We start from the raw sequence: 12,655 nt of genomic DNA, 5'->3' as shown, positions 1-12,655 counted from the left end.
AGCCATAATCTAACAGCGTAGTTCCCCCTTTTTGGTACATACTAAGACCGAAAGGGGGAATTTCCATTGAAAAAAACAGCTTTATCGTTTATTTGCGCGAGCGTGCTTCTTACAGGGCTTGCAGGCTGCGGAACACAAGACAACGACCGCGCCGGAATGCAGCCAAACACGTACCGCAATCAAGAAGCCAATATGAATGGGGACAACAACTTCAACAACCGCAACTATCCGTATTATGGGCCGAATGCGTACAACACGAATGATAAAACATTCTTTGACGACAATCGCTTTTCAAATAAAAACCAACGCATGAACCGGACTAATCAGTATAATAACCAGTATAATCAAGGACGCAATGGCTACGTTCGTGGTATAACTGGGAACAACCGTCCAGGAATGGTTGATGAAAATGGTTTTCTTAACCGAAGAGCAGACTACGGCAACCGCGGCATGAATTTCCAACGGGCTACGACGAACCAAGATGGAAACCGCGGCATGAATGGACAGCGTTCTACGAACCAAGACGGAAATATGCGGCAGGGGATGGAAACAGAAGAAGTTCGTTACCATCGCAATTATGACGGCGACCGGGCAGAACAAATCCGCGAAGAAGTTGAAAAAATTGACGGTGTTCGGGAAGCGCGCGTTATTGTCAATCGCGACGACGTTGTTGTAGGCTATGAGCAAGACGAAAAAGCAGACGATGTGAAACAGCGTGTCGAAAACCGTGTCCGCAAATTGGCCGGCGAAGGCAAAAATGTTGTTGTGAGTACAGACAACGACATTTTTACGAATATGCAACGAATGGACGACAGGCTACGCTCAGGCGCTGCTTTTGATGATGTCCAAGACACGTTTACAGACATGATGCGCGATTTAGGCAATGCAGCAAGACGTCCGTTCCAAAATAAGTAAAAAAACTCCCCAGTAATGGGGAGCTACATAGCAATTAGGAAACAACCAGAGTAGAGACCATTTCTTCGTGGCCAGGACCGCATGGAATGTTGCATTGAATTTCATACTCCCCTGGTTCAAGTGTGACGGTTTTTGAGCCCGAACCGCTAATGACAAGATCTGAGCCGTTATCAGCGCCGACAATAACGATGCCGTGGTTGCCCTCTTCATTTTTAAGTTCCACCGTCACGTCGCCAGCGCCAGCCTCATATTCTTCTTTATCAAATTGCCAGTTCATCGCTTTAATGACAACGGTTTCACTTGATTCCGCAGTGCTGTTATCTTCTTGTCCACTATCTTCTTGCGCCCCGCATGCTGTCAAAATAAAAAAAAGCAAACAGGCCGTAATCACTCCAGCTAATTTTTTCAATATGTTTCCCCCCTTATGACTTCTCTTTTCATTCTATCAATAACCATGCGCTTTTATTGGCAATTTTTATGAAAATCCTGTGTCATTTTTGTATAGTTTACAAGCTAAATGCCGAGGATAAAGCAGTAGTATGATTGGAAAGGGATGTTTATCCATGTTAAAACAAGTTGTCCACAAACATTGGCTTCCGTTTTCTCTCGGAGCTGCCTCATTCGCTTTGCTGCTGGGAACATTTGTCATTCTTAGCGAAGACGAATCCTATGATTCTCCCCAAGTAGCAAATCCGCCTAATGCAACGGAAGTATTACTTGAAACGGTTTTCGCTGATGGAAATATACGAACAGAACGTGTTTACGAAACCATTTGGGCGATTGACGACTTTTGGGCTGAATACGAAGAATGGCAGCTTGTTGACCAAAGCAACCACTTTGTCCACTTTCGGAAAACGATTCTTGACCTTTCACCCGAAGTCAAAGAGGATGGCTATTTAGGCATAGATGCCGATAGGGGGATCGTGCTTTACACAGGGCAACGAGAAGCTGGACAGATTGTCACACGTTATAGCGAAATTGAAGCAGTGAAGCTAAGCGATTCGGATGTTGCGGCGCTTGAACAAGGCATCCGGATTGAAAGCCTTGATCATTTGCAAAATCTGTTAGCACAATGGCAATAACAGGCAACTGAGGCACTGGCTATCGTATTACCCACTTGGCGGCCTAGTATCAACTTAATGACGGAAAGCTATCTGCTATGCTAAAATAGAAATAAATGTTCGCTTTTTGGCCATGCAGAGGAGAATGCTTGTGATTGATTATATTAAAGGGAATTTGGTTGCAGTTGAACCTGCTTATCTCGTGGTCGAGACCAACGGGATTGGGTTCCAAATTTACTGTGCAAACCCTTACCGTTTTATAAGCGATTTAAATCGGGAGGTAGTGATCCCGACACACCACTATGTTCGCGAAGACAGCCAACGCCTATTTGGCTTTACAACAAGGACAGAACGCTTGTTGTTTGAAAAGCTTTTGAATGTCTCTGGCATTGGCCCAAAAGGAGCGCTCGCCATTCTTGCTTCGGGAGAACCAGAAGATATTATCCATGCAATTGAACAAGAAGATGAGGCACTGCTTGTCCGTTTCCCTGGAGTCGGCAAAAAAACAGCAAGACAAATCATTCTTGACTTAAAAGGGAAGCTTGATGAGATGGCACCAATGCTAGAATCTGCTGCTGGCGCTGACAAACAGCAAAAAAATCCACAGCTTGAGGATGCTTTAGAAGCGTTGCGTGCTTTGGGCTATGTCGAAAAAGAGCTGAAAAAAGTTGAAAAACAGTTAAAAGCGGAAACGCTGGAAACAGATGAATATATTAGGCGTGCGCTTGCGCTTATGTTAAAACGTCCTTAAGTAAGGGGGATGACAATGGAAGAACGAATTGTTTCCGCTGAAGCAACGGAGTTGGAAGAACAGAGCGAGCAAGGGTTACGGCCAAAAAGATTGGCCGATTATATCGGGCAAGAAACGGTTAAGCACAACCTTGCTGTGTTTATGGAGGCTGCAAAAATGCGCGAAGAAGCGCTTGACCATGTCCTACTTTACGGACCGCCAGGCCTTGGGAAAACGACGCTAGCGGCGATCATTGCGGCAGAAATGGGCGGCGAGTTGCGGACTACTTCTGGCCCGGCAATTGAGCGGTCTGGCGATTTGGCAGCGATTTTAACCGCCCTTGAGCCAGGAGACGTCTTGTTTATTGATGAGATCCACCGCTTGAACCGTACAGTTGAAGAAGTGCTCTATCCGGCCATGGAAGATTTTTGTCTAGATATCGTCATTGGCAAAGGCCCAACTGCTAGATCGGTTCGATTAGATTTGCCGCCGTTTACGTTAGTGGGCGCGACAACGCGTGCAGGAATGCTCTCATCCCCATTACGCGACCGTTTTGGCGTAATGGCAAGGCTTGAGTATTACAAACCTGAAGAACTGGCTCAAATTGTGGAACGTTCCGCCACCGTTTTCCAAGCGACGCTCGAGCCGTCCGCAGCGCTTGAATTGGCGCGGCGGTCCAGAGGGACTCCACGGATTGCAAACCGCCTGCTCCGTCGCGTTCGCGATTTTGCCCAAGTAGGAGGGGAGGCGGCTATTTCGTTGGAAAGGGCATGCTCAGCCCTTGAACAGCTCCATGTCGATCCGTTAGGGCTAGACCATATTGACGATAAATTGTTAAAAGGCATGATTGAAAAATTTAATGGAGGCCCAGTTGGATTAGAAACGATTGCGGCGACAATTGGCGAAGAAGCAGCAACGATTGAGGAAGTATATGAGCCCTATTTGCTGCAAATTGGCTTTATCCAGCGGACGCCTCGGGGGCGGATAGCGACGCCAGCTTGTTATGCTCATTATGGAGTGGAAAAGCGAAATGGGTAAAACATTAATGGTGATTGGCGCCGTGTTGCTCATTGTCGGTTTTCTATGGCAAGTGGTGGGCCGCTTTTTGCCAATCGGGAAATTGCCAGGGGATTTTTTGTTTAAAAGCGGGCAAACGACCGTTTATTTTCCGATCATGACTTGCATTATTATTAGCATTGTTCTTTCCCTGCTTTTCTCGCTCTTCCGCCGTTAGAAGTGCTTGCGCTAAATGAAAAACGCATGTATGCTAGGAAAAGTTTCATTGGAATGCGTAAGATAGATAGGTGATGACATGGACGTAAATGAATTTGATTTTGATTTACCTGAAGAATTGATTGCCCAAACACCTTTGGCGACACGGACCAATTCCCGTTTGCTTGTGGTTGACAAAAAAACAAAAGCGATAAGCGACCGAATGTTTCCTGATTTAATTGAAGAGCTTTCGCCGGGAGATTGCCTTGTCTTAAATGATACGAAAGTGATGCCTGCCCGCCTTTTAGGCGAAAAGGTGGAGACGAAAGCAGTCATCGAGCTGTTGCTTCTAAAACAGCTTGAAGGCGACTGTTGGGAAACGCTTGTAAAGCCAGCAAAGCGGGTAAAAGTAGGGACAGAGCTTAGCTTTGGCGACGGGAAGTTAAAAGCGATATGCACGGCAGTCCAACCCCAAGGGGGAAGGGTATTCCAATTCCACTACAGTGGTGTATTTTATGAATTGTTGGAGGAACTAGGGACGATGCCGTTGCCTCCTTATATTAAAGAACGGCTAGAAGATGCCGATCGTTACCAGACTGTGTATGCGAAACAGATTGGCTCGGCCGCTGCGCCGACGGCTGGCCTTCACTTTAGCGAACAATTGCTTTCGGAGATCGAAGCAAAAGGCGTAAAAATTGTTTATATTACCCTTCATGTCGGTTTGGGGACATTTCGCCCAGTGAGCGCTAGTTCTGTTGAAGACCACCAAATGCATGCCGAGTATTACCAGGTGACAGAAGAAGCGGCCCGCACGCTAGCGTCTGCCCGGGAGAATGGCGGCAACATTATCGCAGTTGGCACAACCTCAGCAAGAACGCTTGAAACGATATATAGCGATCATGGCGCCTTTGTAGCGGCATCTGGCTGGACGTCGATCTTTATTTATCCTGGCTATAGATACCAGGCAATTGACGGCTTGCTGACGAATTTCCATTTGCCAAAATCAACGCTTGTTATGCTTGTTAGCGCATTGATAGGCAAAGAAGCATTAATGGATGCCTATGCACACGCCATAAAAAAACGCTACCGATTTTTTAGCTTCGGCGACGCAATGTTTATACAACCGTAAGGGGAGACAAATAGTGACAGCAGCAATCACCTATGAACACATAAAAACATGTAAGCAATCTGGCGCTCGGCTCGGTCGTGTCCATACGCCTCATGGCACGATTGAAACGCCGATGTTTATGCCGGTAGGTACGTTGGCGACTGTGAAAACGATGAGTCCAGAAGACTTAAAAGCCATGGATGCGCAAATTATTTTGAGCAACACCTACCACCTATGGCTTCGCCCTGGAGAAGAGATTATTAAGGAAGCTGGTGGCCTTCATAAGTTTATGAATTGGGATAAGCCGATCTTAACGGATTCTGGGGGTTTTCAAGTCTTTTCCCTTAGTGATTTACGCAAGATCACGGAAGAAGGTGTCCATTTCCGCAATCATTTGAGCGGTGAAAAGCTGTTTCTTTCGCCAGAGAAAGCGATGCAAATCCAACATGTGCTTGGATCGGACATTATGATGGCATTCGATGAATGCCCGCCTTACCCTGCTGATCATAGCTACATGAAAGCTTCGGTCGAACGGACAAGCCGCTGGGCAGAGCGGTGTCTTGCCGAACACGAGCGTTCAGGCAAAGATAGCGTTCAAGGGTTATTTGGCATCATTCAAGGCGGTGAATACGAAGATCTGCGCAAACAGAGTGCAAATGATTTGACAGCGCTTGATTTTCCAGGTTACGCTGTAGGTGGACTGTCTGTCGGAGAACCGAAAGATGTCATGAATCATGTGCTTGAGTTCACAACGCCATTGATGCCGGAAGATAAACCTAGGTATTTAATGGGAGTCGGCTCGCCAGATTCACTCATTGACGGGGCGATAAGGGGCATTGATATGTTTGACTGCGTCTTGCCGACCCGAATAGCGAGAAACGGTACTTGCATGACAAGTGCGGGAAGATTGGTTGTCCGTAATGCTAAGTACGCGCGTGATTTCAGTCCCCTCGATGAAAAGTGTGACTGCCATGTGTGCCGTACGTACTCGCGGGCGTATATTCGTCATCTCATTAAATGCGAAGAAACATTTGGGTTCCGTTTAACGACGTACCACAATCTTTATTTTCTTTTAAATTTAATGAAGCAAGTTCGCCAAGCGATTATGGATGACTGCCTTCTTGATTTTCGCGAGCAGTTTTTTGAGGAATACGGCTTTAACCAAGAAAACGCACGCAACTTCTAGTTCTCTAGAAAGGTGGCGTTAAAGCAAGGAAAGGGGGGTGTTTCATGGAATTACTTGTCAGTATGCTTCCATTTATCGCGATTATCGTGCTGTTTTATTTTTTGCTGATCCGTCCTCAGCAAAAGCAACAAAAACGTGTGCGTGAAATGCACGCAAATTTACAGCGCGGCGATAAAATCATTACAATCGGCGGGTTGCACGGTGTCATTGACTCGATTGACGAGTCTGTTGTGGTATTGTTGGTGAACGACAACCGCAAACTTACGTATGATCGTACCGCGATCCGCGAAGTGGTGCAATCAGACTAATACAAAAAAGCGCCTAGCTTAAGTAGCGGGAGGCGCCATTTTAAGCAAAAGCTCACGCCCTCAAATAAAGGGATGGGCTTTTTTGTGTGTGAATGAGCAGGAGTTCCTTATGAATTCCCACCTGAAAAATTGACACCAAAAACACCACCTAAAGAAGCAATCGCACAATAGCCTGCAAAGAGAAGCAGCTGGCTGGAGGTGATGGATTCATTATAGCCTAAGTAACTGATTGCCAGCATAATGCCGACAAACAAGAGTGCTGTAAACGCACCGGCTAACCAGCCTTTGTTTTTTGCTTTAGCTCCTGAAAAAAAGCCACCTACAAACAAGGCTAAAAAACCGCAGCCTACCATTACCCAACGAACAGACTGTTCAGTCAGTGAAGTCAAATAAAGCAATGTAGCCATGAGTATACTGAATGCGACGGCAATGCTGATGCTCACGAATGTGCCAATACATACCGCCGGAAAAAAACGTCTGCTTTCCATTCTATGTCCTCCTCGTACTGTTTTTCTATTCGTATGCTTGCCAACCCGGGAACATGTCTATGACAAAGGATAAAAGCAACCCCTTAGGGCATAGTAGCAAATAAGGAATGTAAGGAGAGGGGGAGACCTATGCATGGATGCCATGATTGTGCGCGCTGCAGCTACTTACGCGGCACTTGTGCTGATGAAGCAATACAAAAAAGAAACAACGCAAACACAGCAAGGCCCTTTCGAATTGGCACTCGCCTTGTTTGCTGGTGAAGCGGTTGCTGCATTTTGGCCGTTATGGGTGCTTTTTCCGCTCTTTCTGCTGTTAATAGCAGCCATGTTGAAACGAAAGAAAGGCGAGTCGGGCAAACTACAGCACACAAGCAAGTCCCCTACAGCAGCGCCTCCTCTACAGAAAGAACGACCAGCATTGGCCATGCCTTTACCATTAATCATTGATGGGATGATCCAGCATGACCATTTGCGAGAACTGCGCCAAACAGAGCTATGGCTTCGCCAGCAATTGCGCAAACTTGGCTACCGCGATATTAAAAAAATTGCTTATTGCTCGCTTAAAGGCAAGGAATCGTTTTTTATCGACTCTTTTTAAAAAACGCGGTGATAACATGTCCGCCCGTTTGCTTTGTCTAAGAAAAATAGGTATTTGCATTCGTGACAGGCGTGGACACGGCTATTGTTCCTTCTCATATGCTATTGTGTACGGATTTTTAAGAGGGGGACAATACCATGGCAGAGAATTATTACAACATTTGCCGGCAGCATATTGGCAAATGTGTTGTCATTACAGAACACAATGGCAAACGCCATTATGGCCGGATCACGCGAGTGGACAATAAACACGTCTACTTACAGCCTCTCGGCAACCGCGGCTTTGGCTACGGCTGGGGTTGGGGCTGGGGCTGGGGTTATCCGGTTGCCCTTGGCGCTATTGCCGGTCTTGCCTTAGCGGGCTTATTCTTCTGGTAGCACAAAGAAGGAGCGCTTTTGTTTGGAAAGCGCTTCTTACATAAACTTTTTGATGAATGGAAGGCGTTTTAGTTCCTCTTTGCTAAGGAGCTTAAAGGCAAGAATGCCAAATACATAGATCATGCAAGTTATGGCGATGCTTACGAGCGCTTTTGCTGCGTAAGGCAATCCGTTGAATAAATAGGTGTCTATTTGCATGCCTGCATAGCCAGTTACGACGATGAGCAGCGCTAGTTTCAACATTGGCACAGCGTGGATCACAAATCCTGTCGTCTTGGCGAGTGTAGCGATGTGGAGCAATGTTACGAGTACAAAACCAGTTACAATAGCCAAAGCTGCTCCCATTATGCCAAAGCTCGGACTAGAAGCTAAAGCGAAAATCGCAAGCGTTTTAACGATGGCGCCAATAAAACTATTAACCATGGAAGCTTTGGCGTAATCCAATGCTTGCAGAGCAGCAGCAAGGGGGCCTTGCAAGTACAAAAAGAGAGCAAACGGTGCCATTACTTGCAATAGCGAGGCTGCGTGTGGCGCGTTGTACATGAGCACTGTCAATTCACTAGCGAATACATAAAGAACGACAACGCAAATGCCTCCTGACAAAAGCCCCATTCGTAAAGCTTGTTCTAAACGGTGGTGAATAAGGACTTTTTGTCTATTTGCTGCTGCTTCACTTAAACTCGGCAATAGCGAAACGGAAAGGGAATACGTAATAAAGGTCGGTAATGTGAGCAGCGGCATGACATAGCCGACAAGCAAGCCGTACTGCTCCGTGGCGACAATCGTCGCTACTCCAGCCAAAGCGAGGCTCTGGGCAACGACAATCGGTTCGAAAAACAACGCGACTGTACCAATTAGACGGCTGCCTGTGGTAGGTAAGGCAATGGCAAGGAGCTGGGAAGCTGTTTTCCGGCCCGATTTCACAGTCGCAAAAAACTGGCGGCGAAGTCGGAACGGTTTGTGTGATTTAAACAAATACAGCATATACAAGAGGGAAGCAAGTTCCCCACAACCAGCAGAAATCATCGCTCCAGCGGCGGCATACTCCAGTCCGTAAGGCATAAAGGCAGCTGTAAAGACAGCAATTAAACTAATGCGTACAACTTGTTCAAGTACTTGGGAATATGCAGTTGGCTTCATGTTTTGGCGCCCTTGGAAATAGCCGCGCAACACAGAAGAAACAGCAATAATCGGCACAATTGGCGCTACGGCCAAGAGCGGATACAAGGCACGGGCGTCCGTCAATAACGTTTGGGCAACGAGTGGAGCGAGCGCGAGAATTGCCGTTGTGAAAACAATGCTCAAGGAACCTGTTATGGCAAGGGCAACAGCGAGAATTTTCTTCGTTTTGCCGACTTCGCCTTTTGCTTCTGCTTCTGCAACGAGCTTTGCAATCGCCACTGGAAGGCCAAGTTGTGTTAACGTTAAGAGCAGCAACATCGTCGGCACTGCCATCATATAAAGGCCTACGCCTTCAGCACCAATCATTCTTGCCATGACAATTCTGTTAATGAAACCAAGTAACTTTGTGATAAAGCCTGCTGCAATTAAAATAAAAGTGCCTTTTAGAAAGGTTTGCTTGTTCATGGCAATCCCGCCTTCTTTGCTGATCTACCGCGTTTTATACATGTCTATGCGGCAATGGACAGGACATGACAAGCCTTTCCCAAAATGAAGTTCATTCGATTTCATAGCCGTAATAGCAATAATTTGTTAGTATATGTATACTTACAGTTATAAAGAGAGGGTATGCATATGGGCATGAAACAGCAGTTTGATGGTTGGCGGGAAGACGTCGAGCCACTTCTTTCCATTAAACGGGAAGAGTTCCACGAACTTGGCTACAACCGGGTCACAGAAGATGATTTGTGGAATTATGCAGTGGACAAGCTTCGTCGTAAAAAAGAATTTACGCCTTTCTACGCATTTGTTGATGAACTTCTGTCGATTCAGCCCCAAGGGTACATGACATGGTTGACAGTCCATGCGTATAAGGAGCCGATTGACTGGTTCAAAACATTTGAGCAAGCAACAGCCGAAAAGTAACAGATTCGAGATTGCGTAGGAGGAAAAACAGATTATGGTTAAAAAAGGCAAAATTGTGCTTTTCTTTCTCATTATTGCGTTGTTTGCTTCTGGAATTGCCTATTTTGCAAAGCCTGTTGTAAACGACGTCAGCCTTGGGCTTGACTTGCAAGGCGGCTTTGAAGTGCTCTACGAAGTGGAGCCAATGAATGAGGGCGATGAAATTAATCAGGATTCGCTTTTAGCAACAACGACTGCATTGAATGAAAGGGTAAATACAATTGGCGTTTCAGAACCGAACATCCAAATTGAAGGAGAAAATCGCATCCGTGTCCAGTTAGCTGGCGTTGAAGACCAAGAAACAGCACGTGACATTTTAGCGACTGGCGCAGAATTGACGATCCGTGACGTCGATGACAACGTGCTACTTGATGGCAGCGATTTAACCCAAAATGGCGCCAGCGCATCGGTACATCCAGAAAAAAATCAGCCGATTGTGACGTTGACGCTAAATGATGCAGACAAATTTGGCGAAATCACACGTGAAATTTCTGAACGTCCACTAGGAGAGAATTTGCTCGTCATCTGGCTTGACTTTGAGGAAGGCGACAGCTTTGCAGAAGAATCAAAAAAACAAGACCCTAAATACATGTCAGCAGCGTCCGTTAATGCCCCTTTACATACACGAGACGTGATGATTGAAGGGAACTTTACAACTGAGGAAACACGCTTTCTTGCTGAAATATTAAATGCAGGCGCTTTGCCTGTTGAGTTAAATGAAATCTACTCTACATCTGTCGGTGCATCGCTAGGGGAAAAAGCGATGAACCAAACGATTTTTGCTGGCTCCCTTGGGGTTGGGCTGATCTTTTTGTATATGGTTGTTTACTATCGCTTTCCAGGAATCATCGCTGTCATAACACTAAGCATTTATACATTTTTGGTGCTTGTCGTCTTTAATGCCATGAATGCTGTGTTAACTTTGCCAGGCATTGCCGCGCTCGTGCTTGGGGTGGGCATGGCTGTCGATGCGAATATCATTACTTATGAACGGATTAAGGAAGAGATTAAATCAGGGAAATCGATTTTATCTGCCTTTAAAGTCGGCAGCAGACGCTCGTTTGCAACGATTTTTGATGCCAATATTACGACGTTGATTGCGGCTGGCGTCATGTTTTATTTTGGGACGAGCTCTGTGCAAGGCTTTGCAGTCATGCTCATTATTAGCATTCTTGTCAGCTTTTTAACGGCTGTCTATGGTTCCAGGGTGTTGCTAGGCCTCTGGGTAAACAGCAAATTTTTAAATAAACGGCCTGGCTGGTTTGGCGTGAAAAGAGGTGAAATTGATGAGCTTTAATCCGGAAAAGTGGAATGTCGATTTGACAAAACACCGAAAACGTTTTTTTATCGGCTCGGGCTTGTCAATAGTCCTTGGAATTGTGTTGTTGCTGACATTTGGTTTAAATTTAGGCGTTGATTTTGAAAGTGGTTCAAATGTGGAAATCCAAGCGGATCAGACATTGACGCAAGAACAATTACTGGACGACTTTGCAGCAATCAATGAATCGTACACGCCGAATATTACACTTGGAGGCGAGCAAAGCCAAAGTGCGACTGCCCGGTTTACAGTCGAACTTTCCAAAGATGAAATTACCACGATCCAGACGTATTTCCAAGACAAATACGGGCATTCGCCTAACGTCAGTACAGTGTCGCCCCTTGTCGGCCAGGAACTCGCTCGCAATGCGATTTTGTCTGTATTGATCGCTTCGATCGGAATCGTTATTTACATCGGTCTCCGCTTTCACTACCTTTATGGCGTTTCAGCGGTTATTGGCTTGCTCCACGATGCCTTTATCATTATTGCGTTGTTTAGCTTGTTCCAAGTTGAAATTAATGTTCCTTTTATAGCAGCAGTGCTCACTGTTGTCGGATACTCAATCAATGACACCATTGTTACGTTTGACCGCATGCGGGAAAATATTAACAAGGAGAAGGAAATTAACAGCTTTGAGCACTTGGCGCAAATTGTAAACAAAAGCTTGCTGCAAGTGTTAACACGCTCGATCAATACGGTATTGACCGTACTATTTGCCGCTGTGGCATTGCTGATATTCGGCGGCGAAGCGATCCGCTCGTTTTCATTGGCTTTAGTCATTGGTTTGATTGCAGGTACTTATTCTTCGATGTTCCTTTGTGCGCAAATGTGGCTTGTCTGGGAATGGAAACGGCAAAAGAAACTAAAAAACAAACCAAAGAAAACGGAAGAAGAGTACATTTGAGCGGAGGGGGAATTGAAATGAAGGCACAGACTGCGTTTATTATCGGCATTATTGCCGCGATTATCATTGCTGTGTTTGCGGTGTTAAATGTGGAGAGTGTACCAGTTAATCTGTTAGTGGTAAAAGCACAGTGGCCATTGATTCTAGTCATTTTAGGGTCGGTGCTTCTAGGAGCGATTGTCGCAGGGATGATGTCGTTAATGAAAGTACTGCAATTAAATGCTGAAATAAAGCGGCTGCGTACAGCGAAACAGGCAAATGCAGACCAACCACATGAAGGCAGCCGTCAAAAAAAAGAAGTGAAAAAACAGAGTCATTGAAATGCGTTGTCACCCCTTAGCCCCTCCTGTATAATAGGATGGTCG

General features: G+C 45.8%; 17 protein-coding genes. 14 read left to right on the top strand and 3 right to left on the bottom strand.

Annotated elements, in window-relative coordinates; translation table 11 throughout:
- Positions 1–66 precede the first annotated feature (66 nt).
- Complete coding sequence (locus BC8716_RS20660; protein ID WP_094428752.1) at positions 67–915, top strand: YhcN/YlaJ family sporulation lipoprotein; 849 nt, start codon at positions 67–69, stop codon at positions 913–915.
- Positions 916–949: 34 nt separating this feature from the next.
- Here BC8716_RS20660 and BC8716_RS20655 read toward each other — a convergent pair whose 3' ends face one another.
- Positions 950–1,324 (bottom strand): cupredoxin domain-containing protein, encoded by a 375-nt coding sequence (locus BC8716_RS20655; RefSeq protein WP_094428750.1) that lies wholly within the window; start codon positions 1,322–1,324, stop codon positions 950–952.
- 154 nt (positions 1,325–1,478) lie between these two features.
- Between BC8716_RS20655 and BC8716_RS20650 the strand changes: the two genes are divergently transcribed.
- From BC8716_RS20650 to yajC, 7 genes are all read left to right on the top strand, one after another.
- Complete coding sequence (locus tag BC8716_RS20650; RefSeq protein ID WP_169715978.1) at positions 1,479–1,997, top strand: intercompartmental signaling factor BofC; 519 nt, start codon at positions 1,479–1,481, stop codon at positions 1,995–1,997.
- A 130-nt stretch (positions 1,998–2,127) separates the two neighbouring features.
- Positions 2,128–2,727, top strand: coding sequence for a Holliday junction branch migration protein RuvA (gene ruvA / locus BC8716_RS20645; protein WP_094428746.1), 600 nt, complete (start codon positions 2,128–2,130; stop codon positions 2,725–2,727).
- Positions 2,728–2,742: 15 nt separating this feature from the next.
- Positions 2,743–3,744 carry a Holliday junction branch migration DNA helicase RuvB gene (ruvB, locus tag BC8716_RS20640; RefSeq protein WP_094428744.1) on the top strand — a complete coding sequence of 334 codons (1,002 nt, stop codon included), beginning with the start codon at positions 2,743–2,745 and terminating at the stop codon, positions 3,742–3,744.
- Complete coding sequence (locus BC8716_RS20635) at positions 3,737–3,940, top strand: DUF2905 domain-containing protein (RefSeq protein ID WP_062747530.1); 204 nt, start codon at positions 3,737–3,739, stop codon at positions 3,938–3,940. The genes ruvB and BC8716_RS20635 overlap by 8 nt, the downstream gene beginning before the upstream one ends.
- Positions 3,941–4,018: 78 nt before the next feature.
- Entirely contained in the window at positions 4,019–5,047 is a 1,029-nt protein-coding gene (queA, locus tag BC8716_RS20630) for a tRNA preQ1(34) S-adenosylmethionine ribosyltransferase-isomerase QueA (protein ID WP_094428742.1), read from the top strand.
- Positions 5,048–5,060: 13 nt separating this feature from the next.
- Positions 5,061–6,212, top strand: a complete 1,152-nt coding sequence (tgt, locus tag BC8716_RS20625) for a tRNA guanosine(34) transglycosylase Tgt (RefSeq protein WP_094428740.1) — start codon at positions 5,061–5,063, stop codon at positions 6,210–6,212.
- 44 nt (positions 6,213–6,256) lie between these two features.
- Positions 6,257–6,520 carry a preprotein translocase subunit YajC gene (yajC, locus tag BC8716_RS20620; protein ID WP_094428738.1) on the top strand — a complete coding sequence of 88 codons (264 nt, stop codon included), beginning with the start codon at positions 6,257–6,259 and terminating at the stop codon, positions 6,518–6,520.
- A gap of 107 nt (positions 6,521–6,627) precedes the next feature.
- On the opposite strand, the gene BC8716_RS20615 is transcribed toward yajC, so the two are convergent.
- Positions 6,628–7,008 (bottom strand): TIGR04086 family membrane protein, encoded by a 381-nt coding sequence (locus tag BC8716_RS20615; protein WP_094428736.1) that lies wholly within the window; start codon positions 7,006–7,008, stop codon positions 6,628–6,630.
- A 133-nt stretch (positions 7,009–7,141) separates the two neighbouring features.
- On the opposite strand from BC8716_RS20615, the gene BC8716_RS23025 reads away from it, so the two are divergent.
- The gene (locus tag BC8716_RS23025) at positions 7,142–7,606 is read left to right on the top strand and encodes a YetF domain-containing protein (protein WP_094428734.1); all 465 of its coding nucleotides are present in this window, start codon (positions 7,142–7,144) and stop codon (positions 7,604–7,606) included.
- A 137-nt stretch (positions 7,607–7,743) separates the two neighbouring features.
- Positions 7,744–7,983, top strand: coding sequence for a hypothetical protein (locus BC8716_RS20605; protein ID WP_094428732.1), 240 nt, complete (start codon positions 7,744–7,746; stop codon positions 7,981–7,983).
- Positions 7,984–8,019: 36 nt separating this feature from the next.
- Here BC8716_RS20605 and spoVB read toward each other — a convergent pair whose 3' ends face one another.
- Positions 8,020–9,570, bottom strand: a complete 1,551-nt coding sequence (gene spoVB, locus BC8716_RS20600) for a stage V sporulation protein B (protein ID WP_094428730.1) — start codon at positions 9,568–9,570, stop codon at positions 8,020–8,022.
- A gap of 168 nt (positions 9,571–9,738) precedes the next feature.
- On the opposite strand from spoVB, the gene BC8716_RS20595 reads away from it, so the two are divergent.
- From BC8716_RS20595 to BC8716_RS20580, 4 genes are read left to right on the top strand one after another with little or no spacing between them, the layout of a single operon-like run.
- Entirely contained in the window at positions 9,739–10,029 is a 291-nt protein-coding gene (locus BC8716_RS20595; protein WP_094428728.1) for a post-transcriptional regulator, read from the top strand.
- 34 nt (positions 10,030–10,063) lie between these two features.
- A complete protein-coding gene (secD, locus tag BC8716_RS20590) occupies positions 10,064–11,365 on the top strand; it encodes a protein translocase subunit SecD (RefSeq protein WP_094428726.1) in 1,302 nt (433 codons plus the stop codon).
- Positions 11,355–12,290 (top strand): protein translocase subunit SecF, encoded by a 936-nt coding sequence (gene secF / locus BC8716_RS20585; RefSeq protein WP_094428724.1) that lies wholly within the window; start codon positions 11,355–11,357, stop codon positions 12,288–12,290. The genes secD and secF overlap by 11 nt, the downstream gene beginning before the upstream one ends.
- 17 nt (positions 12,291–12,307) lie before the next feature.
- Entirely contained in the window at positions 12,308–12,610 is a 303-nt protein-coding gene (locus BC8716_RS20580) for a LapA family protein (RefSeq protein ID WP_094428722.1), read from the top strand.
- Positions 12,611–12,655: the final 45 nt, after the last annotated feature.

The sequence above is a fragment of the Shouchella clausii genome (assembly GCF_002250115.1).
GTDB classification, from domain to species: Bacteria; Bacillota; Bacilli; order Bacillales; family Bacillaceae_D; genus Shouchella; species Shouchella clausii.
This window is presented reverse-complemented; position numbering and strand designations above follow the sequence as displayed.